Below are 23,812 nucleotides of genomic sequence, written 5' to 3'. Positions count from 1 at the left end.
ATGGAGTCTAATAACTTTATACTAAAGCTACTATTTACAATCTTTCATTGAATGGAGCAATTATGAAGTTATCCAATTTGAAATACTTTGTTGATGTGGCTATGGAAGGAAGTTTTACCCGAGCATCTGAAAAATTATTTATTTCACAGCCTACCCTTAGTAGACGAATAAAAGAATTAGAAACAGAATTAGGTGTAGAACTGTTTATTAGGAATCGTCATTCGCTGGAGTTATCAAGTGCAGGTCAACAATTTTTAATAGAAGTAAATGATATTTTAAATCGAGTCAACAAGCTATCCCATATGTTTGATAATCAAAAAACAGCAGATGAAGCTGGACAATTATTAAAGATGGGTTATCTCTCGAATTTCAATATGAACGCAATGTATGAGCTGCTCGAATCATTCAAGCAAAGTCATCCACATGTTCAATTCTCATTAAAACCGGATACACCAATGAATTTAGCTGAAGGTCTTTCTAATGGGCAATATGATTTAGTTTTTAATTTATCCGCTTATTTCCAGCCGAATATGTCTATAGAAGAAGTATTATTTATAAAAAATCATTTGCAAATTGCTATACCCGCGGACCATCGATTCCGGAAAAAGAAAAAAGTATATTTTAATGATTTGAAGCAAGAAATAGTTATTTTGCTCGAAAGAAAACAGTCTCCCATCATTGTAGACTATGTTGTTAGTCAATGTACTAAACATGGTTTTAATTTAAAAGCGAATTCGTATGTAAAAGATCTGGATGAAGGACTAGCAATGACATCTGTTGGAGAAGGATTAGCCTTTTTGTATTCCGGCATGAATGATGGAACATTAGAAGATAAGTACAATATTAAAATTATGGATATTCAAGAAGAACGGAATGACCAAAATATTGTCGCAGCCATTAATAAACAGAGCGAAATTACACTGCTTCAAGAATTATTTTCGTTTATAAAAAGCAGTCTATTAACAAAATAATTCATTCTGGATAAAAAAAGTAGCAAGTTTCTTTTCATCAAAGAAACTTGCTACTTTTTTAGTATTTATTAAAATTGTTTGTGCAGTAAATCAAGAACGTGACGTAACTCATTAACATCAATTTGCCCAGGAGCCGATGCTTTTTTCGCAGCGCCAAATGTCATTGCGGAGCCAAATACTTCGCCAGCAAGACGGCTGATGACACCAGTTCCCGCCATCGACATCGTAATGATTGGTTGATTAGCTTTTTCAGATACAGTATTCGTTGCATCTAGTAAAGTTAGTACGTCTCCAGCAGATTTTGGCATGACGGCGATTTTCGGAAGGTCCGCGCCAAGTGCTTCCATGCGAGTTAAGCGAGAAACGATTTCTTCCTTCGCAGGTGTTTTATCAAAATCATGATTCGACATAACTACTTTTACATTGTTTTTGTGGGCTGTTTCGATTAAACGTAAAACATCCGTTTCTTCATTGAAAAGTTCCACGTCAACTAAATCAATTTTGCCAGTGCTAGCTAGTGTTTCATTTAATTCAAAATAAAATTCGTCACCGACAGCTAACTCGCCGCCCTCTTTTGCACTGCGGAAAGTGAATAAAATCGGTGTTTCTGGTAAAATTGTGCGAATTTCATCTAGCGCAGCTTCCACTTTAGCTAAATCTTTGACGTCTTCAAAAAAGTCAACGCGCCATTCGACAACGTCCAAATCGATTGTTTGTAACATTTCTGCTTCTTCTTTAAGCGCAGCAACCGTTTTACCGACCATTGGTACACAAATTTTTGGCGCACCTTCACCAAACGTAACATTCTTTACGACTACTTTATTCATGTATAATTCTCCTCATTCGATATTATGTCTTAAGATTAGCGATAACCTTGTTCTTTTGCAAGTTTTTAAAATAGGATTTCTTTAATGTAATCAACTGGCATTTCTTTGTGTGTCCAAATTTCGAAAGCTTTCGCACCTTGCCAAAGCATCATGCCTAAGCCGTTAAGTGTTTGACAGCCTTGTTCTTCAGCGATTTCAAGCAATCTAGTTTTAGTTGGTTTGTAGACAACATCCGAAACGATTAATTCTGGACGAAGCATATCGGCACTTGGTAAAAGCGTTTCGCCTTCGAAAGGTTTCATCCCAACGCCAGTCGCGTTCGTGAAAATAACACTTTCTGCGATTTCTTTACGTAATTGTTCGTGGTCTTCGATATCAAATAATTGTGCTTTACAATCTGTTTTCGAATTGATTTTTTCTACTGTTTTTTCTGCATTCGCGTAAAAATCGTCTTTTCTGTTGAAAATAGAAATTTCTTTTACGCCGTCAAGAGCAGCTTGGATACAAATAGCTGTTGCCGCACCACCAGCGCCGCAAATCGTCATTTTTTTGCCGATAATATCATGTCCAGCTTCTTTTAATGCACGCATATAACCAGTGCCGTCTGTAATGTGTCCAGTTAACACGCCGTCATCATTAACAACTGTATTTACTGCCCCTACAAGTTCAGCTGCTGGAGAAAGTTTATCTAAATATTTATGGATATTTGTTTTATTTGGCATGGAAACGTTCCAGCCGCGTAAGTTCATTGCGCGGAATCCTTGTACAACATCTTTCAGTTCTTTGTCTCCAACTTCAAAAGCAAGGTATACATAATCAAGCCCGAGTTTTGCAAAAGCTTCATTATGCATTGTTGGTGATAAACTGTGTCTGATTGGAGTGGCGATTAAACCGATTAATTCTGTGTGTCCTGTAATTCTTTCTGTGATTTTGTTTGTCATAATAACATCGTTCCTTTCCAAATTAAGGTTTATTTGTGAAAATGTGAACTTATATAAAGAGCGAATGTGGCAAGACGGACTCCGCCTTGCCAGTTCGGATTACAAAGAGCCAATTTTTTCTAATGTAGTTAAAATATTTCTTCCTTCGCGAACGCCTTCCAAGATTTTTCTTGTCGCAGCGCTGTCGCCAATATTTACGATTTCAATTTGTTTTTCTTTTCCGTATGCCGCAAGTTCTTCCATAAGTGGGCGTTCTGGTCGCATTCCTAGGCAGACAAAGCCGTAATCAAATGGAATCTCGGCGTCTACTCCGTCGTGCTTCACTTTGAAATGATCCGCTGCTACTTCGGTTAATGCAGTTTCTGTTTGCACATCAACATTATTCTTCTCGATAATGTCCATCATCGAAAGACGTGTAATCATATCTAAGTCTTTTCCAAGAAGTGGCATCATTTCTACAATTGTAACATCCGAGCCGCGTTCTGAGAAGTACTCGACCACATCAAGTCCAACTGCACCACCGCCGATAACTGCAACTTTTTTGTTACTAAATTCGGTAAAGTCATCGATATTTGAAATAAGTCCAAAAATCGAATGAACCTTACTGCCTTCTTTGTCAATCACGTCATGCAAACCTTTAATCGGTGGAAGTAATGGTTTGGATCCTGTGGCATTGACTACCACATCAGGATTAAATGTATCAATAAGCGCAGTATCAGCTTTAGTGCCTGTAATAACTTTTAAATTGGTTAATTTTTCTGCTCGGTTCGCTAAATAATTAGGGAAATCGGCAATTCTACTTTTGTCTGGAAGGTTGGCAATGGCACGCGCCAAGCCACCAGTTTGTTCACTCGCTTCAATTAGCGTTGTGTTACAGCCAACTTCGGCCGCCGTACAAGCTGCTTCAAGCCCTGCTGTTCCGCCGCCAATTACGACAACATTGGTCGGACGAGTCACTTTTGTTTCTTTGTATTTATCTTCATGAATAATATCAGGATTCACCGTACAACGGATTGGCTTCGACTTGGAAATTCGGTGATCCGCGCAACCGATATTACAAGAAATACATTTTCGAAGCATGTCTTCTTGGCCAGTTGCCACTTTGTTCACCCAGTTAGGCTCAGCGATTAAGCCACGTCCCATCGCAAGCAAGTCCGCATATCCTTCTGACAAAATTTTCTCTGCCGCTTTTGGACTGCGAATGTTACCGGAAGTAATCGTTGGTTTGTTAAATTTATCTTTCACCGCTTTTGCAAGGTAGCTTCTCCAGCCATCTTCCAAGTTCATTTGGTCAATTTGCAAGTATAGGTTGTCATTTATTGCCGCTGATACATTCAAAATATCCGCTTCTTCTTGGCAATAATCTAGCAGTTCCAAAATATCTTCTAAGTGGTTGCCGCCTTCTGTAAATTCATCTGCACTAAAACGAAGTACGATTGGGAAAAATGGACCAACTTCCGCGCGGACTTTTTCCAAAATTAGTTTGACGATACGGGCGCGATTTTCAGGCGAGCCACCAAATTCATCCGTACGTTTGTTATAAAGTGGCGATAAGAATTGGCATAGTAAGTACGAGTGTCCGCCGTGGATTTCGACTGCATCAAACCCAGCTTGTTGGGCACGTCTAGCTGCATCACCGTATTTATTGACGATTTCATAAATTTCTTCTACCGTAAGCGGGCGCGGTACAGTACCACCTTTTTTAGATGGAATATCTGACGCGGAAACTGGTTGAAGTCCATTCAAACGTGCTGGATAAGCTGATGCACCAGCGTGGTTGATTTGGATGGATACACAAGTTCCATGTTTATGAAGACGTTCTGTTAATTTGTAAAATCCAGGGATGTATTGGTCATTATCGATTCGAAGTTGCGTTGTTCCGTTTGTCCCATAAGGAAAATCTACACAAGCGTTTTCAATAGTGATTAGACCTGTTCCACCTTTTGCGCGTTGTTCGTAGTAATTCATATGTTCTTCTAAAAATTCGCCATTTAATCCAGCTAGGTTTGTCCCCATTGGTGGCATTATCACACGGTTTTTAATGGTCATTCTTTTTACAGTTAATGGTTCAAAAATACTCGGATAATCTGTCATAATAAGCCTCCTGCGACTATAATCTCAGCAAATGATTTGTTACATTATTCACGTTCAATAATGCACAATCTTATTTCTCTTTCATTATAAGTCAGGAATAATTATTAATCTAATGTATATTTTTCGATTTATCCATAGATTTTTTCTATACAATCGCTTACAATAGAGTTATCAAGGCATTCCGAGGAGGTAGTTTCATGAATTTGCGTCAATTATACTATTTTAAAAAACTAGCTGAAAAAGAGCATTACACGATCGCAGCCGCCGAACTCTCCATTACCCAGCCTAGCTTAAGCCATTCTATCGCAGAACTTGAGCGAGAACTTGGTGTCTATTTATTTGAAAAACAAGGCCGCAATATTCGTTTAACTAAATACGGTCGCTTTTATTTAACTTATGTGGAAAAATCCCTCGCCGAACTAGAAAAAGGTGAAAAACTTTTACACGAATTAACGAGCCCATCGCACGGAAATATTGATTTAGGGTTTATTTACACCATGGGCGCCCATACGGTTCCAGAGCTCGTCCAGAATTTCACCAAAGTCGAAAGCCATAAAGACATCACATTTTCCTTTTTCCAAGGTGCCACTAAATCAATTATCCCTGATTTAAAAAATGAAAAATTCGACCTAGCGATTTGCTCCTACGTCGAAAATGAACCTGATATTGAGTTTTTACCATTAACAAAACAAGAGTTAGTTGTTGTCGTTGCCGAAAACCACCCACTTGCCAAATATGATTCGATTGATTTAAAAGACACCGCAGATTATTCGTATATTTTCTTTTCTGACACCAGTGGGCTGAGACCGCTTATTGATTCTCTTTTTGCGGAAATAAATATTCAACCTAAAATCGGCTGTTATGTAGAGGAGGATACCGCAATGGTTGGGCTTGTGAGTGTTGATTACGGTATTTCTATCATGCCAAAAATCTCCTCATTAGCACACTACAATGTCAAAGTATTATCCATCAACGAACCAAAACACGATCGTTTTATCTATCTAGCAAGTTTGAAAAACCACTACATTTCGCCTGCTTCCAAGGCTTTTAAAGATTTCGCATTACGTTATGGTAAAAAGCATTTCCTATAAAAAAAGGAGCCAACCAAATCGGTGGCTCCTTTTCTATTAAAAATAAATACTTCCTGCTTCAGCATCCGCATTAAATCGGTATAACTCACCAACTTTTTCTAAATAAGGTAAATACTCGATATTCTCCATAAATTCTACTTCATCCGGCAAAATACCTGGCTTCGTGCAACCATCTAACGTTTGGTAAAGTAGTTCGGCTGAGAAAGTTTCTGGCAAGAAATCACGAATTGCTGTTGTCAGTAAAAACTCTTCCGTAATCGCACTATACGCTTTTTTAAGCATATCTAAATGGTCAAAAGCAAGTGGCAGTTCCAAAGCTTCTGTCATTGAGAATAGGCCGATATCCGCCGCGTCATCCCCAGCCGCGCGTTTCTCTAAAGCTTCTGGTGGCACAATCGCATAAAATGCCCGCGAAATAATCCAACCGCGCGGATCACGACCCGGTTTATCAAATACCCCAAACGGAATCAACGGAATACCAGTCAAACTAGTTTCTTCTTCTAGTTCACGCTCGGCAGCTTGGTCCGCAGATTCATTTTCATCGACAAATCCGCCCGGAACCGCCCATTTTCCGCCTTCCATATTTGGTTTTCCTTCTGCGTTTGTAAGGCTTCGTTTAATTAATAAAATATGTAATGTTGGTTTCCCGTTCAACTCTTTTACTGTAGTTAAAATCATATCGCTCGTATAGCCATCTGGTGTACGAAACTCTTTTGCATTATAATTTTTCAGCGCATCTTCTTTGTTCACAAATTCTTCTGTCATGTCAAAATCAGACTCCTTTTTATGTATTTAGCTCTTTCCATTATAGTATCACAAAAAAAAGAATTTGTTCCAATCACTGGAACAAATCCTCTTATTTTTCGATAATTGTGCGACCTTTATAAGTGCCGTCTGGTGAGATGCGGTGTGACATACGGTATTCGCCTGTTTCACTATCGCGGCTCAAACCTGGTGTTGTTAAGCCTTTATGCGTACGGCGCTTGTTTTTCTTCGCTTTGGACGTACGTCTAGCTGGAACTGCCATCTTGCTCGCCTCCTTATTTCTTACACTTGTATCATTGTAACGCTAATCACACGAAACATCAATCTTACAAATCGGCTAAATTCTTCACCCATTCATTCAAAGGACGACGCGGTTTTGCTTCTGGCACTTCCGCTAAGCTAGTTAAATGCAAGGTTCCAACAATTTTTTGCTCAGAAGGGATACCTAAATCTTCCGCAAACTTCGCATCAAAAATAAATCTATTCGACCGCCAAATCATCCCAATTCCCGCTTCCCAGCCAAGTAATTGGATATTTTGGATAAATGCACTAGTTGCCCCGATTGATTCGAAATCCTTTTTCCCGTGACCGATAATATTCGTCGTCACAATGAGTAAATATGGCGGCGTAATAATTTTCTTCGCATAGCCTGCTTTTAAATCCGCAATCTCTGCTTCAGAAAAACTAACCCCTTGTTCGCGCTCATTAAATTCGATGATTTTCTCGATGTATCGCTCTTTTTCAGCAAGTGTATGCAGCACGTATACATTCCACGGCTCTACTTTGCTATGAAAAGGCGCATAGGCAGCTTGCTCTAAAATGGTGTTCACCGTTTCTCTTGAAATTGGCGCGTCGTTCGCTTTTTTAATGCTACGACGTTCCATAATTGTTTTTTCAATCATGTTTAATTCCCCCTTAAATGATAAACGTTATCATTTAGAGAATTATAGCATGATTGGTTTGTGGGTTGCTAGTAAAGGGGCTTTTGGGGTTTAGCATATGTGTTTATTTTGTTCAGATGATTCTCTATAGACCAAAACCTGTTTTCTAATTCTATGGCTGATTCATAATATGTTTTTTCAAATAAAACCATTTATTTCCCGCTTTCTATCTCACCATATTTCTTAGAAAATAACTATAATTCAATATGATAGTGAGAACATAATATCCAACCGTTTAACCCATATGAAGCTTGTAACTCATAATAATTTAATTTTTTCTCGTTTAAATAATTTAGTAGTTCGTCCTCACTTTCATAATCTAGTGGCCAAAAATAGTTTTTGCCTTCAGAAAGTAAAATTGACTTCTCACTTATAAAGCTGCTAACCTCTCCTTTTACTATGTCTAAAATGATACTATTAGACATTTGGTGTTCAAAGCAGAAAGTTAGAAGCCCCTCAAATATGACTTTATATTTTCTGTTTTCTTCATCCTTAACAAACATGATTAATTGAGAATTCTCAAAATCTGCATGATAAGACAATATTTCGCTATCATGAACTGTATTTTTCATAATTAACACTCCTTATTTAGATGGCTTTCTTGGCGGTTTTCTATCCCAATCCCACTCATGTCTATGTGGAAATTCGTGAGTTCCGTCGTCTGAATGGTTAAAATCTATATCTTCTTTAGCTCTGCCCTTTTCATCATAATATCTTCTTTGTTTTACACTTCCATCAGGATTTAACAAATCAGCCGAGGAACTGGGCATAGCTTTTCCCGGAAGACTTTGTTTGTTTTCCACGATGATGTGTTTAGGCATTTTACTACCTTTTTTAACAATTTCTTCATAGTCAATTCTGCTAGTTTTCTTAATCCTTTCTATAACCGTTTTATCAGCTTGTCTCAATTTTATCAATGTATTTTTCGATATTGTCAGTTTCTTCCCTTGATACCCTTTCGTCGTGTAGCCAAAAACAAGTGAGGTTAAAATCCCAAAACTTTGAGCTTTGCTTATTTCTTGACCAGTTATCGGATCTTTATTTTGCTTCAGTGATTCTAGTGTGGCTTTTAACAACTCGCCTTCTTCCGTGGCTTGGTTACTTTCTTTTGGTAGCTCACCGTTAAAACTGGCTGTATTATAAGCCTCCGTTGCTTTAATATCCACTTTCCCATCTTTTGAAAGAATCCACATAACGCCTTGTTTTACTTTGCTATAACTCGCAAAATTATAGACTGTCGTATCAGTGGCACTCGCTTTTCCTAGCGTTTTTCGCATTCGGTTCACAGTGGCAAAATTTAATTTACTTAAATCATAGCTGCCCGTTTGACTATTAAACTGGATATTTGATTGTAACTCTCGAACAGTTTGCTGGATACCTTGCACTAAATCCGTCAAATGGTCGAAAAAAGCCCCATGACTTTGTTCAAAAGCCAGATATTTCTCTAAAATATTTTCTTGCTTATATGCGGTTGCTAACTGGGAACGATAGGTTTGCATTTGGCCTTCTGTACTGCTGTTCATTCGTTGGTACAGTGCTTCTTTTTTGCTTTCAATGCGGTCAATCATTTAGCCGAGTTCATATAAACCATCTGCATCAATTTTAGCATTAGGAGAAAGGTCTACTTGGTCGTGAAAGTCTTGGATATACCGCTTCAACCTTTCCTCACTCTCATTCATTGCCTCGATTATCGTGTCGCAGAGTGGAATGTATGTCATTTGAAAGTAATTTTTGGACGCTTCCACGGCCTTCCCTTTTAAACTACCATCTTCTACGTAGTTTGTCACGGTGGTTTTGACGCCTTGGATGATTTTTCTTCCTGTTTGGTTGGCTGCGCGTAGTTGGAATGCAAAATCTTGTATTTCTCCGATGTCGATTCGGCTCACTGGAACAACTCCTTTTGTATATCTTGTTGTTTACTTTCCAATTGGTAGATGTTTTTTTGGTATGTATTTATTTTTTCTTGGCGTTTTTCTTCCTCAGCTTGAAAGGTTTGGCACCATTTATTTTTCTCGTCTGCTTGGAGGTCTTCTAAATAGTAGCCGAAATTGCGAGCTTGATCGCCTTGCCAGACTTCTCTCATCAACTCCAAAGACTCGCGTTCTTCGTAACAAATCCGCTCAAAATCTTCTTCTAGCCAAATTCACTCATTTTGTTCATGTTTGAGCATATCTAAGGATTATTCCGCATCTTTTTGTTGTTTTTGGAGGGTTTGTAGTTGTTGTTTCAATTTCTCGTTGTTTGAATCCACTTAAATCCATCCCTGCTTTTTTATTCTTAATATACCGCATAAGATATAAAAATTCAATAATTATCTGAAAATTCGAGCGCGCAAAAAAACAAGCCATCTACCTCGAAACGGCTTGTTCATTCACTTCTTATTTTTCAACAATCACAGGGTTTTGCACGTGAACCACTTCAAAACGAGCGATTGCATTTCCTACGATGCCTTTGCGGTCTTCTCTTTGTTCTCTAGTGTCTTTTGTTCTGCCGTGTGCTTTTTTGAAGGAATCGCTTTTCACCCAATTGCGTTGGGCTTCTTCACTTTCCCATTTGCTTGTTACGACTACTTCTTCATAGTCTTTGTCTTCTGGTTTGCTGTGCCATAGTTCGAAGCCTAGGAAGCCTTCTACTTCTGCAATATCTTTTGTTGGATGTCCGTCGCCATTTGCGCCTGTGAACTGACGGATAACGTGCTCTGCTGCGCCTTTTTCTACCTTAATCGTATTAGTTACAATAATCATTCTTAAATCCCCCTTGGATAATTGTATTGTATGTATAATAGGCTGGTTCCTTCCATTATATTGATAATGATTCTCAATGTCAATTTTAGGGAATGGGCTTGGAGTGGGATTTAAAAAGAACAAATTTCACAATCAATGAAATTTGTTCTTTAGTTTGCTATTCTTTTTCAACCACCGGAATCCAAACTTCCGAATAATAATCAGCGGCAGTTGTGTCACCTTCTGTGTAGACTTCTAGTTCTGGAGCGTTTCCGTGCGCGTAGTTGCTTGTTTGGAACCATTCGCCGTAAATGTATTCCCACACTTTTTGGATTGCGCTTGGTAGTGGGCCGACTGATTTGAAGATGGCCCATTTACTTGCTGGGATGATTAGTTTTTCCATGTCTGCTGGTGGAGTGAGTTCGGATTCAATCGCGATATAATAGTCCATTTTGTCGCCGTTCATTTTACAAACGCCTAAAATACCATCAATTGTTGCAAATTCAGCTAATTCGTTGATTCGTTCGGCATCGCCATTTGTGTTTGCTTCTTGCCAAAATTGGCTGATTTTTTCTTTTTGCGCATCGTTTTCAACCGAAAAAGTTCGTTTTTTCCCCACAGCTGTAAAAGCATTTCGTTCGACAATTTCTACTTCCATGATTTTTGTCCTCCTTCAATTGCTTTCGGTACTTTAAGTATAAACAAAAACTATCCAATCTCCAAATGGAAACCAGATAGTTTGAATTATTATTCTTCCGCTGCTGCTTGTTTTTGTTTCATCCGTTCGCGCACGCCAACTCGTTTGATTTGTTTACTACGAAGTTGCCCACACGCAGCATCAATATCTGTCCCGTGTTCGCGGCGAATAACACAATTAATACCATTTTTCTTCAATGTATCATAGAAAGCGAGTACGTCTTCTTTTGTGCTACGTTCATAATCGATATGCTCATCCACCGGGTTGTAAGGAATCAAGTTAACATAAGCTAAATGGCGATGTTCTCCGAGAAGTGCCGCCAGTTCGAGCGCTTCTTTTTTGTGGTCGTTTACACCTTTTAGCATAATGTATTCAAACGTGATTCGGCGGTTAGTTTTGTTAACGTAATAATGGATTGCTTCCATCAATTTCTCAATTGAATAGGTCTTGTTAATACGCATAATACTCGTCCGCAGTTCATTGTTCGGCGCATGGAGGGAAATCGCTAAGTTAACTTGGAAATCCTCATTGGCAAAATCAATAATGCGCGGTGCAAGACCACTTGTCGAAACAGTGATATGGCGCGCGCCGATTGCGAGGCCTTTGTCATGATTAATCACACGCAAGAAATCCATCACATTATCGTAATTATCAAACGGTTCCCCGATTCCCATTACAACCACGTGACTCACGCGTTCTTCCAAATTACGTCCATCCAAATAATGCTGCACATTCATAATTTGTTCCACAATTTCGCCAGCGGTTAAGTCGCGACTTTTTTTCAAAAGCCCACTCGCACAAAAAGTACAGCCGATATTACAACCAACTTGAGTCGTTACACAAACCGACAAGCCATATTCTTGCTTCATCATCACGGTTTCAATTAAGTTCCCGTCACTCAGCTTAAATAAATATTTCGTTGTGCCATCTGTCGATTCTTGTACCACTTGTTCTTCTAAAGTGTTCATCACAAAATTCGCTGTTAAAAGTTCAATTGTTTCTTTTGGAACGTTACTCATTTCTTCAAAAGTTTTGACACGTTTTCTATAAAGCCAGTCCCACACTTGTGTTGCGCGGAATTTCTTTTGACCGTGTGCTTCTAGCCATTCTGTTAATTTTGTCCATGTTAATCCATAAATGGAGCTTTTTTCCATTGTTCAGCCTCTTTTCAGGTCTTGTTTTCGTCTATAAAGATTATAGCTGTTTTATGGTTCACAAGCAATGCTATTTCGTAAATATCAGCCGTTTGTCCTGTCTCGCACAAAAAAAGTAGCTATTCTGTCACAAATAGCTACTTTTTCACTTTATCTAAACATGGTTTGGGTTGCTTTCGCTAGCACTTTTGGATCACGATTATGTGGTGTTACTGGGCAGATTTTTTTGTCAATATCAAGCAATGTGTACACGGCGATTCTAGCAGCGCGAACGGAATATTCTTCAGTGAAAACCATATCTTTTGGAATTTCTACAAATTGGCTAATCATCGCAAAGTTTGTACTACCTTCTGGAACAACGGCCGGACGATCACTCATTGCCCGTGGTTCAAATTGCGCATCAATATATGGCATATAGCACGGAATTACATTGATAATATCCGCTTTAATTTCTTCAAAATCGTCTTGCCAGTTCAAATGACACATTAATTCATATAAAATTTCTTCCCCAGTACATTCTTTCATCGGTTTTTTCACGAAATCGCCCACGCGGTCTGGATATAATCCGTAACCCCAGAAAATCGTAGTGTTTGCATCTTGCGCTTTAAAATGAGGTTGTGCGGCAACAACAGTACTCATTAACCAATTAGAGTCTTTGAAAGTCATGAGCGCACCACTTCCTGGAATGTTCCCTGTGAAGCGTTCAATGCGTTTTAATAATTTATCACCATGACAAGTGACGGTAAAACTTTGCCAGTTTGTTTCTTCTTCATGACCAAAAAATGGCTCTGGATTGCCTAAATTTGGTTTCTTTTGAGCGACTTTGTACCAAAGCTCACCAGAAATTGGTTTTTCTTCAGGTTTTGGTGCCGGCGTATTCATATCACCAAGAGTCGCGCTATCTGTCATACAAGCATTCGTCATAATCACATCATCATCTGGGCCAAGTTTGATAGTGGATCCATCCGATAAATGAAGTGCTGTCGCTGTAATTCCAGGCGCATCTTTGAAATCAATATCTTCCACCGTTTGATTAATTGTAAAATCAACATGGTGTTTATCTAAAAATGTTTTTAAAGGTAAAATCAAGCTTTCGTATTGGTTTAGAGGGGTTCTTGTTACACCTTCCAGCGTATCAATCCGACTAAATTCTAACATCATCCGATTCATATAACGTCTAAATTCAAACAAGCTGCTCCATTTTTGGAAAGCAAAAGTGGTTTGCCACATAAACCAAAAATTCGTTTCAAAAAAGTGTTCGTCAAACCAATCACGTATCGTTAAATTATCCAGTTTTTCTTCCGGAGTAGCGAGCAGTTTCGTCATCAACATCCGGTCATTATTATTAAATCCCATCGAATGCGCATCGAGGATATTGCGATCTTTATCAACTAATCTCGCTTGCGCATGGGTTGGATGTAAATGGTCAAAATTCAAAATCTCTTCAGTAACACTAAAGTTCGGCATATCAAGCGACGGAATACTACTAAATAAATCCCAGAAATTTTCATAAGTTTCTTCATTCAACATCCGACCACCGCGACAAACAAAGCCATGTTCCACGCTTCCAGCTCCATCATTACTTCCGCCTAAAATATGCATACCTTCAATAATATGAATATTTTTCCCATCAAAATTGGCATCACGAATTAAATAAACAGCCCCCGCCAAACTAGCAATCCCGCCACCGACGAAATACACTTGTTTGTCGCCGTAATAGCGCGCCTTAATTGCTTCATCCACTGCCCGTTCTTTTTCAGCGGCCTTTTGTTCAGAAATTTTCTTTGCGGCAATACCTGTTCCAATTGCAGCCCCAGTTAGAGCGACTAGCGTACGTTTTTTATTTTTCATCACTATCTCCTCCAATTTCTTGATACAGATAGTATACCGCTTGTCGTTCGCTTTTAATCTGGGCAAAAGAACGCTTATGTCTGGTTTTTAGACAAATTAGCCATATTGTCTAGTTTTCGCGGTACATGCTATTTGCTAAAAATTCCGTATCCTTTGCAAGTCGAAATAGCTGGTTCGCAATCGTTTCCGGTGCCTCTTTAAAACCGCGCGTAATCCATTTAATCAGTACACCCGAGCATCCGTAAGAAAAGAATTCCGCATAAAATACCCGGTCCGCCTCGTTCACGGCTCCATTCGTATCAATTTTCTCAAATAAATCCATAAACAGCGAATTCGTTAATTTAGAAAAGCAAAAAGAAAGAATACTTGCATCCGCCGAAACCGTATTTTTATAGAAATCAGCATTTTCTTTAATCGATTCCAGCATTTTCAGCACATGCTTATCCCAATTTCCAAGCGTAATCCCATCCGCCAAACAATGGAAAAAGTCATTTTCATACGTCCAAGTAAGCAAATCGTATTTATCTGTAAAATGATAGTAAAAAGTTTGCCGATTAAGTCCACAAATATTCGTGATATCCGCAATACTAATCTTTTCAAACCGCTTATGCTGACAAAGCTCCATCAGCCCACCAGCAATCGCTTTTTTAGTAATGAGTGATTCCGCCATGGCATCCGCCTCGTTTCGTTTGTTTGGGTTAATTGTATCTCAGGTGGGGTTGGAATTGCTAGGGAAAGCATGGGAGATGTTGGTGCTTTATTATCTCCTTGAATGAAAATGACAGATTTTAGTTGAACTAATCCAAAGTTTTTTGTCTTCTCGACTAGCTCTCGTGCATTAAGGTGTCTCAAGTTATTTAGTAAATTCACTTTGGGACCTTAGCCGGCTTGATTATTCGATTGGCGTGATGCTTTTTTGTTTTAATCATTTTGCTCTTGTAGTGGTGGATGCTTCACTTGATCGTCCTCTTGACTCGAGCCATCTTTAAAAACAAGGACATAAATATGATGCGGAAACTCGTATCTTTCATCATAGCTATATTCATACTTTAGATTTGGATCATCTTTAAAAACTATCTTTGTAAGATAACCACCCATTTTCCAATCTTTCTTTATCACTCTAGTTTCAATTTGATTAGATTTGATTTTTTGTTCTGCTAGATAGTTACCCACTGCTTTATTCGCTGTATTCTTGGGAATCGCAAACCAATAAACATATCCAATAACACTAAGTAGGAATATGATACCTATTGTTATCCACCATTTTTTATACTTTTTCATTTAGCTACACTTCCTAAGGCATGAGATTTATTTAAAGTATTTCACTTGTTGCCTTTTTGAAAAATAGTTTGGTAAATCATACAGGAAAACTAATGAAGAAAATACATGTACTACAGGCTTACTTCCTTTACCACAATAGTTGTTCCTACTAAAACCATAGCATAGAAAATGAATGTATAACCAAAAATGTAATGAAATGTCCGATTCTTGTCATGAACGACCTATTTTAGACGAAAATCAATACATTAAGAATTGATTCACTTAAATTTATGTTCAAAATAACACAACTTGTGTCCATATACATAATTTTATACATTAAAAAATAAAATAAGCCATTTAATCCTTCTAATAAATAACCTATTTCATATAGAACTATAATTCCATGTGTATAAACCGTATTTTTATAACACGTAGGATTACTTTATAAAAAATGACCGGAATGCTCCACTATTTACTTCCCTTAAACCAAATTCCCCACAACTTTCATGCGCAATCTGGGCGCATTAGCCAGATGATGCACCAATGGGATTTCTTCCACTACTTCAATCGAGTCAGTCACTGAGCCGGCTAAGGTTGGTTGTTCTCTCGCTTTTTGCTCGGCATCTTGCAGCGCTTCATCCCGCTTGATTTGCGAAATAGATGCGCCGATTGCGTTGGCGACTGGGCCATTTTTATCGCGGAAATTTTTTGCAACACCAGAGATTTCGTCTAGAATAATCACACTACCACTGCCAACAAGAACTAGCCTTACACCACTCGAATTGGTTTTCATTTTATCAATCGCATCTTCGGCCATTTCAGTAATTTTTTTATAAACTGTCTCAGCAAAATTGGAATTGCTAGGGAAAATATGGAAAACATTTGTTCGCTAATATATAATTAAAAAAGAGGTGAATATGATGAAAATGACAGACCCGCTCTACGGAACATTTGAAATAGAACCTGTTTTGGCTGAACTAATCCAAAGTCCATTGGTTTCCCGGCTAGCACACGTGCATCAAGGTGGTTCGAGTTATTTAGTAAATCCACTTTGGGACCTTAGCCGGCTTGATCATTCGATTGGTGTGATGCTTTTTATTAGGAAGTTCGGTGGCTCTTTGGAGGAGCAAATTGCTGGCTTACTGCACGACGTATCGCACACTGCTTTTTCGCATGTGGTGGATTATGCGCTTGATTTTGAAGAGGAAGATTATCATGAGCAGATTTTTGAGGACTTTGTAAAAACTTCGACGATTCCTGCCATTTTAGAGAAGTATGGTTATTCTTTTGAAGGGATTTTTGATGATATTTCGAAGTGGAAAATTTTGGAGCAAGAAGCCCCGGAGCTTTGTGCCGACCGGATTGATTACACGCTGCAAGATTTGTATCGCCATAGGAAAATTAGTTTGGCTGAGGTGGAAGAATTTTTGCAGGCTTTAGTAATGGTGGATGGGCGGCTTTATTTGGCAAATATCGCTCTTGCAGAATGGTTTGTTGCGCAATATTATTCGGAAGTGATTGATTATTTTTATGATCCGCTGAATGTTTATAGTTATGAGATTTTGGCTGAAGCAATGCGCATTGCGTTTCAGCAGGAGACGATTACAACCGCGGATCTTCGGTTGACTGATACTGAATTGTTAGCTAAATTGAATGCGAATTCGGATGCTCGGGAGAAGATTCAATTGCTCGCGAGTGCCCATTTGGAAGAAAATGAGGCGGACTTTACTTATCATCATAAGAAGAAAATGCGTTTGATTAATCCGTCTATTTTAGTGGATGGGCGGCTTATTCCGGCGGATGAGCTTTCAGAAAAAGTACGTAAAATGAATGATTGGGCATCTGAGAGAAGTAAGCACGGCATCTACATAAAAGCAACCAAAAAAAGTAAGCAGTAGTGACACTGCTTACTTGAGAGGTTTGAGTTAACAATACTCCTATTTAGTTTGGAACATCCATCTATTCATATATTTACATCCGTTAGACTAATACAATAATTAAACTTAATAGAACTACTAACACGCCTTCAAATAACATAGTGCTCCAAAGATATTCTTTTTTCTTCACATTTACTATACCTGTCGCTAAGAAGCAGATTAAAAGAATGATGTGAAGCCAAATTGGAAAAGCAATGCCAGTATTATTACTAACCATAGAAATACTCATGTAAATGCATACTATTGTCCAAACGATTAATGTACTTGTTAAAATTATTCTTTTCACTATACTATTACTCCTTAATATGCTTTGGAATTAAAGAACCAATTTCCTACATTTTTTAGTTGTTAATCTATTTTTTGCCTTTAAGTGTACCTATTGCACGTACATCCTGATATTTAAAAGCATATATTTTCTTACCATAGCTTGTTGGAACTAATCCTGTTATGCGATACTGCTTACTTGATAGTCTAAAGTTAATTTACACAGATTAAACACTTTTATTTGAATATACGAGTTCACTTTTGGTATTTCTTATTAAATTCATTGTGTACGTTTGCACATTTTATACAAACATATACTCTTATTTATAATATGTCTTTTTTATCATTTTTATAGTTATAGGTTAATTTTTACTGTTTGTGATTATATTTCCTTATAGCAATTTAAGTACAGCAATAATGTTCTTTTATTACTCCATCGTTTTAAAATTATTTAGAAATTGAATTCCTTTATTTAATTCTTTCTCAATATCGCTCCATTGACTTGTTTCATCATCATACCAAGAATAGATAATTTTAACTTTTCCATCCATCAAAGAAACTACTTCAAATGAAATATAGCGATATGGGGCATAAGTAGGTTCTTCAACTACAATTTCTGCCATGCATTTGTCATTATCCAGTTCTACAACATAACCGTCTTTTTCATCCTTTATAATTGTTAATTTTATATTATTTTCCTTCAGATTTTCTTTTTTTGAATCTATCAATTGGATTACACTCAATCGAATGCCGCTATATGTATCTTTTTGCATAATTACGTTCCTCTCAAATTTTATGATTCAAGCTAAAGCTTCTAAAGAACGAGTCACTTCTTCTCTAATTTGCTTTTCACTGTAGTAAACATTAGGTAATTTCAAATCTTATTCACTATCAGAGAATCTAGCTGCCATATCAGACACATTCCCTAAAATTGTGTATTCTTCCATAGAAGAAACTCGTCTAAAATACGGAATAACATTTCCATAAAACAGAAAAAGAGAAGACTTTTTCTTCCCCAGTCTAAGACCTTGCTAATCTTTGAGCAAGGTCTTTTAGTTTATACTAGTTTTTTTAATAATGCCCTACCACATTCGTTTAGTCTGGGATGTTTTTTTAACTAGCTTAGTTAAACTAGCATTGGCATAATAATAAGAATCATACTTATAAAATTGATAACCACTAGTACGATATTGTTTCACTCTAACATATAATGTTTTCGCCCCCATTGATCGAGCAGCATCAATAATTGCAACTATTCCAAAGATTGGACCTGTAATTGGCATGAATGATAGAATCCCCAATGCAAGACTTCTCATATTGCCTTGTGTGGTTGTATTATACTTAGTTGTTTGAACATATATCCATTTAGAAGCTTTCAGTAACCGAGGCTGAGTGGCGATATTTATGCCATCTTCAATGTCTAAAGGAGGTGCTTCTAGTTCAAGCTCATTATCTACATAAACGTTACCTTCTTCATCCCTATGTACATTTTCTATTGTACCATCATCAGATGTAATTACCCCGTTTTCTTCGTCATTCATTTCAATTTTTACAGTTTCGCCCGTCTTCTTATCTTCAATAACTAAAGTATTACCTGTTTGGGTTGCTATAAAATTTTCTCCGCCATATGATTCAGTAGGAGTGTTCTCTGTTTCTGATGCATAAGTTGCCAGTGGCAGAACCGAAAGAGACATTAACATAACTGATGCTAGTACTATAATGATTTTTTCATGGTTATCTCGCTCCCTTATTATGTTTTTTTAGACAGATACTTATTATACAAAAACCAATTGAATAATGTACCTAACAACAAAAGTATCCCTGCAACCCATATAAAGCTTTGATTCATATAGACATATGAAACATATAGACCAACAATAACTAGAATAAGAATCCCGAAAAACACACCAATAATAATTTTTTTCATTTTATCCATCTCCTTTACCTAAAAGCGCGACATCCCACGCTACAATACTTTTGTTTTTTTCTTAAAGTACTTCAACTATATATATGTATCCGCTTACATTAGTAATGTTACAATGATGTTACTAATATGTCAAGTTGATATAATCACAAGTGGGCTCCTGAAAGATTTCTTTATTAAATCATTTGCCCATCAATTTAAATTTAATTCTTCATAATTTGCTTCCAATCCGCCACATTACTCAAAGCAATCATTGATTCTTCGTTATCAGTATTGATTTTAAGCAATTTTTTATTTAATTTCCACTTTAGTATAACTATACTATTAAATCATTGACACCTAAATTTACAAAATTAAATTCTTTATACTAGCTATTTCCCATTGTCTATTTAGGGTATACCCTTTTTTTACATGAATCGGCTGTACCAAAATATAAAAGCAAAAAAGAGAAGATGAAATTATCATCCTCTCTCCCATACTACCTATCACTTGATTCTTGAAACCATCCCTATCAAGGACTTTCCAACAGATTGATTGCTTCATTTAAAAACAAAATCTCTTCTTCTAATTTGTTTTTTTGCTGTTTTAATTCTCTTATCTGTAGAAAAGTCTTCACCTCTTTGGTTTCCAGTTTATCGGCATCATGTAACTTCATCCATTTGTAAAATTCGTAACGAGGAATACCATACTCCCTGCAGATAGACTGTATGGTAGACCCCCTAAAGTATAAAACCAGTAGGCTTTTTTGAATTTTTTCTTCATATTCAATTCGAGCCATACCTATCACTTCCTATCTAATACAGAAATTTTCTTTCCTTTTTACTTGCTACATTACGCTGATGTCATAGGGGTTATTCTTTCTTCTTCCTTTTTCTTTGCATTATCAACCAAATAAGGACGAGCACTAAACCCAATAAGGTATAGTTAGTTACTGTATCACCTGCTTTAGGTAATATGGGTTGTTTGTTATCCTTATCTGAAGAGGCTGCCAGTTCTTTTTTAGGAATCTCCTGTATGTTTTCTTCACTGACATCCAAATCATCCTCTGAAATTAGGACCTCAACTACGGTCTGACTAGCTTGAACACGGTCAGGCGATAAGAAGAACATCCCACAAAAGCTGATTAGTACCATTGCCAGAACTAATTTCCTTTTCAAGAAATGCACAACTCCTTTCGTAATTTCTTATTTAAAAGCAGCTGTAAAAGTTAACGTTGTTTGATATGCTCCAGCTTTTTTGTCTCCTTGAGGGTTTCCAATTTGAATTTTACTTACTTCGGTTTCCTCCATCGCATAACCTGAAAAGCTTCCAATGACGGGATTAGCCATGGGTACTACACTATTATTACTCTTAAAACTACTAGTTATTACGTCCGAAATAGCGCCAACCCGTTGTAATTCAATCTCTCCATCGGCTGATAATCCACTAGATAATGTCACCTCTACTTCTTTTCCTGGTTCTAAGTTACGATTGATTGTTTTCACAGACATTTCTGTGGCGTTATCATTAGATAAATTTACTTTTTCGGGTACAACGAGGGTATAATCCCCTTCAACAGAATATTCCACTACTGTATTTCCTTCTTTATCTGCAGCGTAGGCTGTCCCTCCGCTAAAAAACACCATACCCATTGCTGCTACACTTAACGTACTTAATACTAATTTATTCATAAAAAATTTCCTCCTTTGTCTAGACGACAACTAATTTTAAATTTATTTCAGACCCGTTTAAAGGTGACTGATCGTTTAAAGAAAAACATTCATATTTTAATACTGCATTTTCATATTCGCCTACCGCTAACGTTTTTTCTAATTCAATGGAATACATACCTTTTCCTGGTTCGATTAAATCGGATATCCATAGAACCGAACCATCCGGATGAATAAGCGATATTTTGAAGTAACAATCATTAATTTCCGGATTATGGAAATTCACTGCTTGTTTTGTTTCATTTGCATACAACGTCACTTTTTCAAACCCTGGAATGGCGATTGTATTTTCTTCTCCACTTGTATCCTTCTGTTTTTTCCCGTTCCAATCAACGGCAGAATGGTCTACATCCAACAGATTTATTTTATCCTTGAATAGAAAATAACTACTGATTCCAATGACACTTACTAACAATAGTAGTAAGGATATGATCACTACTCTTTTCTTCTTCATAGGTAACCTCCAATTTATTCATAACCACAGGACTGTGACATGATCACTATTCTGGCTAATTTACATCATTCATACTTAATCGAAAACACGACGTTCCCTGTATATTTTCCTGCCTGGATATTCTCTGGTGCTTCAATAGCCATGACTGCATCGCCTTCTGTTATTTCCGAACCTGGGGCAAGGGTTAAAATGGCTTTTTCTGGATTAGTTTCTGACCCGTCCCAACTCAGTGGTGCCAAACATTGGACTGTTGTGTCTGCCGTATTGGCCAAGGTTAGCTTGTTGCTCTCAGAAATGGTTGTTTCCTCATAATTCAAGCCTACGGATAAGGTTTTACTCCCTCGATTAATCCCTTCTACTTTCAATTCGGAAGCTTCATTTAAAGAAATAGAAGCCGGAATGACCACCGTATAATTTTCTACCCATTTGGCGTAGATAGTTGTAGATACAGCAGCTGGCAAGGAAAAATCAAACTTATTAGTGAAATTTTGATCAAGATACCACCCGTCAAAGTAATGTCCTTCTTTTACAGGAATCACTTCTTCCCAGTACTCCCCAGAAATTTTACTTTGTACTTTTTGTTCCTTCGCGTCTTCAAATTCTCCACCCATCGCATCCATTGTTAGAGAAAGGAAAGCGCCTTTTCTGTAGCCTGTAGGTTCACTTTGTTTCCGGTGATATGTCTGTAGTTGCGAGAGATTAGAAAACTGTACCCAATTCTTTTCGTCATACCAGTTTGTATTTTCTAACCCATTAAAATTGCTTACATTGTGACTGACAAACAAGTAAGATAAAGAGGTTGTTCCAGTAAACATATCTGTCGAGCTTGCTGCATGTGTAAAATTATCTAGAAATAAAGATTTTAACGCTGTACAATTTTTAAACATGGTACCCATGTTAGTCAATGAACTGGTATCAAAGGTACTTAAATCAAGCTTCTCCAGTTTTTCATTATCAGAAAACATGGCAGCCATATTAGTTACTGAACTCGTATCAAAATTACTTACATCTAACGCTTCAAGACTAGTACAACCAGCAAACATGGCACGCATATCAGTTACTAAGCTCGTATTAAAATTACTTACATCCAACTTCTCAAGGGCGCTACAATTTCTAAACATTTGAACCATTGCAGTAGCGGAACTGGTATCGAAATTACTTACATCTAGTTTCTTCAGTTTTTCACAGCCATTAAACACTCTATACATATCAGTTACTGAACTCGTATCAAAATTACTTACATCCAGCTCTTCAAGACTAGTACAATCTTCAAACATGGCATACATATTAGTTACTGAACCGGTATCAAGGTTGCTTACATCCAGCACCTCAAGGTTTCTATTATCATAAAACATGTAAGACATATTAGTTACTGAACTCGTATCAAAATGACTTACATCCAGTTCCTCAAGTGCCCTACAGCTGTTAAACATATCCCACATAGTAGTTACCGCACTAGTATCAAGACCACTCAAATCAACCTCCATAAGGTTGGAACAATTTTTAAACATACCTTCCGTAGTGAGTAAAGATGGTGCTGTCGGATAATTATTATCTCTAATGATAACTTTTTCAATTCCTGAACCATAAAATGCGAGTGCAAAAGACGTCACTCTAGATAGATTCGAACGTTCAATTCTCACACTCTCAAGTACTGTGAAAACATTATTTCTAAAATACGATGAGAAATTTCCTGTCAAAGTAGCTTCTTCAATCTCTATATGTTTAATTCTGTTCAAATAACTATTCCAAGCGGTTGGTTTACTACTTGGCACGTTACCAAACATATGCAAGCTATATTCACCGTTCACAGTATTACGATAAATTGTCCAAAAATCACCTGAGTTTACTACTGTTAAATCCGAATCATCCGAATCGGCAATAGGCTGCTCAAGAACATCTGGATTTTGCACCAAATCATCCGTAGTTGGGGCTTGTTCTAGATTCTCGACCTCTGCCGGTTTGTCTTGCGCGACTTCTTCTGTAATGAGATTAGAGGTATAAAGAGAACCCAGCTCAACCTCTGGAAGTTTATTTATTATATCCCTTTCTTGTGCGATAGAAACATTAGCGCTCCCACAAGCAATGAAAATAATGGTAACGATTAGGATGACTCGTATGGAAAGCTTCTTCATCAGCTCCCCTCCTTCTTCCGTAATTAGTTTCTAGTTGCTAAACATTCTAGCTGTTATTTTATTATAGAGGAGTA

24 protein-coding genes and 4 pseudogenes are annotated in these 23,812 nt (G+C 37.4%); 4 read left to right on the top strand and 24 right to left on the bottom strand.

What is annotated here, in order from left to right:
• Nucleotides 1-62 precede the first annotated feature (62 nt).
• Nucleotides 63-971, top strand: coding sequence for a LysR family transcriptional regulator (locus GL301_RS02650; RefSeq protein WP_003734782.1), 909 nt, complete (start codon nt 63-65; stop codon nt 969-971).
• 68 nt (nt 972-1,039) lie between these two features.
• Here GL301_RS02650 and aroD read toward each other — a convergent pair whose 3' ends face one another.
• The 3 genes from aroD to GL301_RS02635 all read right to left on the bottom strand — a co-directional run bounded on the left by aroD (nt 1,040) and on the right by GL301_RS02635 (nt 4,833).
• The gene (gene aroD, locus GL301_RS02645) at nt 1,040-1,798 is read right to left on the bottom strand and encodes a type I 3-dehydroquinate dehydratase (protein ID WP_003727308.1); all 759 of its coding nucleotides are present in this window, start codon (nt 1,796-1,798) and stop codon (nt 1,040-1,042) included.
• A 65-nt stretch (nt 1,799-1,863) separates the two neighbouring features.
• A complete protein-coding gene (locus tag GL301_RS02640; RefSeq protein WP_003725703.1) occupies nt 1,864-2,739 on the bottom strand; it encodes a shikimate dehydrogenase in 876 nt (291 codons plus the stop codon).
• Nucleotides 2,740-2,838: 99 nt separating this feature from the next.
• Nucleotides 2,839-4,833 carry an NAD(P)/FAD-dependent oxidoreductase gene (locus tag GL301_RS02635; RefSeq protein WP_003725702.1) on the bottom strand — a complete coding sequence of 665 codons (1,995 nt, stop codon included), beginning with the start codon at nt 4,831-4,833 and terminating at the stop codon, nt 2,839-2,841.
• Nucleotides 4,834-5,030: 197 nt separating this feature from the next.
• Between GL301_RS02635 and GL301_RS02630 the strand changes: the two genes are divergently transcribed.
• On the top strand, nt 5,031-5,924 hold the full coding sequence (locus tag GL301_RS02630) for a LysR family transcriptional regulator (RefSeq protein ID WP_010958748.1): 894 nt from the start codon (nt 5,031-5,033) through the stop codon (nt 5,922-5,924).
• A 36-nt stretch (nt 5,925-5,960) separates the two neighbouring features.
• Here the strand turns inward: GL301_RS02630 and GL301_RS02625 are convergent, their stop codons facing one another.
• The 11 genes and pseudogenes from GL301_RS02625 to GL301_RS02575 all read right to left on the bottom strand — a co-directional run bounded on the left by GL301_RS02625 (nt 5,961) and on the right by GL301_RS02575 (nt 14,725).
• Nucleotides 5,961-6,689, bottom strand: a complete 729-nt coding sequence (locus GL301_RS02625; RefSeq protein ID WP_003731251.1) for an NUDIX domain-containing protein — start codon at nt 6,687-6,689, stop codon at nt 5,961-5,963.
• Between the two features lie 91 nt (nt 6,690-6,780).
• Entirely contained in the window at nt 6,781-6,951 is a 171-nt protein-coding gene (gene rpmF / locus GL301_RS02620) for a 50S ribosomal protein L32 (protein ID WP_003730546.1), read from the bottom strand.
• Between the two features lie 64 nt (nt 6,952-7,015).
• The gene (locus tag GL301_RS02615) at nt 7,016-7,591 is read right to left on the bottom strand and encodes a nitroreductase family protein (protein WP_003727310.1); all 576 of its coding nucleotides are present in this window, start codon (nt 7,589-7,591) and stop codon (nt 7,016-7,018) included.
• Nucleotides 7,592-7,824: 233 nt separating this feature from the next.
• Nucleotides 7,825-8,202 carry a hypothetical protein gene (locus tag GL301_RS02610; protein ID WP_003725698.1) on the bottom strand — a complete coding sequence of 126 codons (378 nt, stop codon included), beginning with the start codon at nt 8,200-8,202 and terminating at the stop codon, nt 7,825-7,827.
• A 12-nt stretch (nt 8,203-8,214) separates the two neighbouring features.
• A pseudogene (locus GL301_RS02605) lies at nt 8,215-9,516 on the bottom strand (T7SS effector LXG polymorphic toxin).
• A pseudogene (locus tag GL301_RS02600) lies at nt 9,513-9,881 on the bottom strand (DNA double-strand break repair Rad50 ATPase). The pseudogenes GL301_RS02605 and GL301_RS02600 overlap by 4 nt, the downstream one beginning before the upstream one ends.
• Nucleotides 9,882-10,008: 127 nt before the next feature.
• Nucleotides 10,009-10,374, bottom strand: a complete 366-nt coding sequence (isdG, locus tag GL301_RS02595; protein WP_003721271.1) for a heme oxygenase IsdG — start codon at nt 10,372-10,374, stop codon at nt 10,009-10,011.
• 157 nt (nt 10,375-10,531) lie between these two features.
• Entirely contained in the window at nt 10,532-11,011 is a 480-nt protein-coding gene (locus tag GL301_RS02590) for a GyrI-like domain-containing protein (RefSeq protein ID WP_003725209.1), read from the bottom strand.
• An 89-nt stretch (nt 11,012-11,100) separates the two neighbouring features.
• Nucleotides 11,101-12,204 (bottom strand): dual-specificity RNA methyltransferase RlmN, encoded by a 1,104-nt coding sequence (gene rlmN, locus GL301_RS02585; protein ID WP_003725208.1) that lies wholly within the window; start codon nt 12,202-12,204, stop codon nt 11,101-11,103.
• A 150-nt stretch (nt 12,205-12,354) separates the two neighbouring features.
• Complete coding sequence (locus GL301_RS02580; RefSeq protein ID WP_003727311.1) at nt 12,355-14,055, bottom strand: oleate hydratase; 1,701 nt, start codon at nt 14,053-14,055, stop codon at nt 12,355-12,357.
• Between the two features lie 109 nt (nt 14,056-14,164).
• The gene (locus tag GL301_RS02575; RefSeq protein ID WP_003733207.1) at nt 14,165-14,725 is read right to left on the bottom strand and encodes a TetR/AcrR family transcriptional regulator; all 561 of its coding nucleotides are present in this window, start codon (nt 14,723-14,725) and stop codon (nt 14,165-14,167) included.
• A gap of 115 nt (nt 14,726-14,840) precedes the next feature.
• Here GL301_RS02575 and GL301_RS02570 point away from each other — a divergent pair.
• Nucleotides 14,841-14,972, top strand: a pseudogene (locus GL301_RS02570) (HD domain-containing protein); the annotation flags it as partial.
• Nucleotides 14,973-14,976: 4 nt separating this feature from the next.
• On the opposite strand, the gene GL301_RS02565 reads toward GL301_RS02570, so the two are convergent.
• The gene (locus GL301_RS02565) at nt 14,977-15,336 is read right to left on the bottom strand and encodes a DUF3139 domain-containing protein (RefSeq protein WP_010958747.1); all 360 of its coding nucleotides are present in this window, start codon (nt 15,334-15,336) and stop codon (nt 14,977-14,979) included.
• 460 nt (nt 15,337-15,796) lie between these two features.
• Nucleotides 15,797-16,171: pseudogene (locus GL301_RS02560) on the bottom strand (hydantoinase/oxoprolinase family protein); the annotation flags it as partial.
• A 64-nt stretch (nt 16,172-16,235) separates the two neighbouring features.
• Between GL301_RS02560 and GL301_RS02555 the strand changes: the two are divergent.
• Nucleotides 16,236-17,213 (top strand): HD domain-containing protein, encoded by a 978-nt coding sequence (locus tag GL301_RS02555; protein ID WP_010958745.1) that lies wholly within the window; start codon nt 16,236-16,238, stop codon nt 17,211-17,213.
• An 82-nt stretch (nt 17,214-17,295) separates the two neighbouring features.
• On the opposite strand, the gene GL301_RS02550 is transcribed toward GL301_RS02555, so the two are convergent.
• From GL301_RS02550 to GL301_RS02515, 8 genes are all read right to left on the bottom strand, one after another.
• Nucleotides 17,296-17,538 carry a hypothetical protein gene (locus GL301_RS02550; RefSeq protein WP_003734774.1) on the bottom strand — a complete coding sequence of 81 codons (243 nt, stop codon included), beginning with the start codon at nt 17,536-17,538 and terminating at the stop codon, nt 17,296-17,298.
• Nucleotides 17,539-17,944: 406 nt separating this feature from the next.
• Nucleotides 17,945-18,289, bottom strand: a complete 345-nt coding sequence (locus GL301_RS02545) for a hypothetical protein (protein ID WP_010958744.1) — start codon at nt 18,287-18,289, stop codon at nt 17,945-17,947.
• A gap of 309 nt (nt 18,290-18,598) precedes the next feature.
• Nucleotides 18,599-19,216, bottom strand: a complete 618-nt coding sequence (locus GL301_RS02540) for a hypothetical protein (protein ID WP_010958743.1) — start codon at nt 19,214-19,216, stop codon at nt 18,599-18,601.
• A 735-nt stretch (nt 19,217-19,951) separates the two neighbouring features.
• A complete protein-coding gene (locus GL301_RS02535) occupies nt 19,952-20,218 on the bottom strand; it encodes a hypothetical protein (protein ID WP_003730795.1) in 267 nt (88 codons plus the stop codon).
• A 73-nt stretch (nt 20,219-20,291) separates the two neighbouring features.
• The gene (locus GL301_RS02530) at nt 20,292-20,597 is read right to left on the bottom strand and encodes an LPXTG cell wall anchor domain-containing protein (RefSeq protein WP_003727318.1); all 306 of its coding nucleotides are present in this window, start codon (nt 20,595-20,597) and stop codon (nt 20,292-20,294) included.
• Between the two features lie 27 nt (nt 20,598-20,624).
• Nucleotides 20,625-21,110 carry a hypothetical protein gene (locus GL301_RS02525; protein WP_003721253.1) on the bottom strand — a complete coding sequence of 162 codons (486 nt, stop codon included), beginning with the start codon at nt 21,108-21,110 and terminating at the stop codon, nt 20,625-20,627.
• 19 nt (nt 21,111-21,129) lie between these two features.
• A complete protein-coding gene (locus tag GL301_RS02520) occupies nt 21,130-21,603 on the bottom strand; it encodes a hypothetical protein (protein ID WP_003721252.1) in 474 nt (157 codons plus the stop codon).
• Between the two features lie 65 nt (nt 21,604-21,668).
• Nucleotides 21,669-23,738 carry a BspA family leucine-rich repeat surface protein gene (locus GL301_RS02515; RefSeq protein WP_274758833.1) on the bottom strand — a complete coding sequence of 690 codons (2,070 nt, stop codon included), beginning with the start codon at nt 23,736-23,738 and terminating at the stop codon, nt 21,669-21,671.
• Nucleotides 23,739-23,812 lie beyond the last annotated feature (74 nt).

It is taken from the genome of Listeria sp. LM90SB2 (assembly GCF_028867355.1).
GTDB lineage: Bacteria > Bacillota > Bacilli > Lactobacillales > Listeriaceae > Listeria > Listeria monocytogenes_B.
This window is presented reverse-complemented; position numbering and strand designations above follow the sequence as displayed.

Bases quoted from the DNA above. Each gene is read 5' to 3' on its own strand.
- GL301_RS02650 (WP_003734782.1), top strand. From the start codon at position 63: ATGAAGTTATCCAATTTGAAATACTTTGTTGATGTGGCTATGGAAGGA.
- aroD (WP_003727308.1), bottom strand. From the start codon at position 1,798: ATGAATAAAGTAGTCGTAAAGAATGTTACGTTTGGTGAAGGTGCGCCA.
- GL301_RS02640 (WP_003725703.1), bottom strand. From the start codon at position 2,739: ATGACAAACAAAATCACAGAAAGAATTACAGGACACACAGAATTAATC.
- GL301_RS02635 (WP_003725702.1), bottom strand. From the start codon at position 4,833: ATGACAGATTATCCGAGTATTTTTGAACCATTAACTGTAAAAAGAATG.
- GL301_RS02630 (WP_010958748.1), top strand. From the start codon at position 5,031: ATGAATTTGCGTCAATTATACTATTTTAAAAAACTAGCTGAAAAAGAG.
- GL301_RS02625 (WP_003731251.1), bottom strand. From the start codon at position 6,689: ATGACAGAAGAATTTGTGAACAAAGAAGATGCGCTGAAAAATTATAAT.
- rpmF (WP_003730546.1), bottom strand. From the start codon at position 6,951: ATGGCAGTTCCAGCTAGACGTACGTCCAAAGCGAAGAAAAACAAGCGC.
- GL301_RS02615 (WP_003727310.1), bottom strand. From the start codon at position 7,591: ATGATTGAAAAAACAATTATGGAACGTCGTAGCATTAAAAAAGCGAAC.
- GL301_RS02610 (WP_003725698.1), bottom strand. From the start codon at position 8,202: ATGAAAAATACAGTTCATGATAGCGAAATATTGTCTTATCATGCAGAT.
- isdG (WP_003721271.1), bottom strand. From the start codon at position 10,374: ATGATTATTGTAACTAATACGATTAAGGTAGAAAAAGGCGCAGCAGAG.
- GL301_RS02590 (WP_003725209.1), bottom strand. From the start codon at position 11,011: ATGGAAGTAGAAATTGTCGAACGAAATGCTTTTACAGCTGTGGGGAAA.
- rlmN (WP_003725208.1), bottom strand. From the start codon at position 12,204: ATGGAAAAAAGCTCCATTTATGGATTAACATGGACAAAATTAACAGAA.
- GL301_RS02580 (WP_003727311.1), bottom strand. From the start codon at position 14,055: ATGAAAAATAAAAAACGTACGCTAGTCGCTCTAACTGGGGCTGCAATT.
- GL301_RS02575 (WP_003733207.1), bottom strand. From the start codon at position 14,725: ATGGCGGAATCACTCATTACTAAAAAAGCGATTGCTGGTGGGCTGATG.
- GL301_RS02565 (WP_010958747.1), bottom strand. From the start codon at position 15,336: ATGAAAAAGTATAAAAAATGGTGGATAACAATAGGTATCATATTCCTA.
- GL301_RS02555 (WP_010958745.1), top strand. From the start codon at position 16,236: ATGAAAATGACAGACCCGCTCTACGGAACATTTGAAATAGAACCTGTT.
- GL301_RS02545 (WP_010958744.1), bottom strand. From the start codon at position 18,289: ATGCAAAAAGATACATATAGCGGCATTCGATTGAGTGTAATCCAATTG.
- GL301_RS02540 (WP_010958743.1), bottom strand. From the start codon at position 19,216: ATGTTAATGTCTCTTTCGGTTCTGCCACTGGCAACTTATGCATCAGAA.
- GL301_RS02535 (WP_003730795.1), bottom strand. From the start codon at position 20,218: ATGGCTCGAATTGAATATGAAGAAAAAATTCAAAAAAGCCTACTGGTT.
- GL301_RS02525 (WP_003721253.1), bottom strand. From the start codon at position 21,110: ATGAATAAATTAGTATTAAGTACGTTAAGTGTAGCAGCAATGGGTATG.
- GL301_RS02520 (WP_003721252.1), bottom strand. From the start codon at position 21,603: ATGAAGAAGAAAAGAGTAGTGATCATATCCTTACTACTATTGTTAGTA.
- GL301_RS02515 (WP_274758833.1), bottom strand. From the start codon at position 23,738: ATGAAGAAGCTTTCCATACGAGTCATCCTAATCGTTACCATTATTTTC.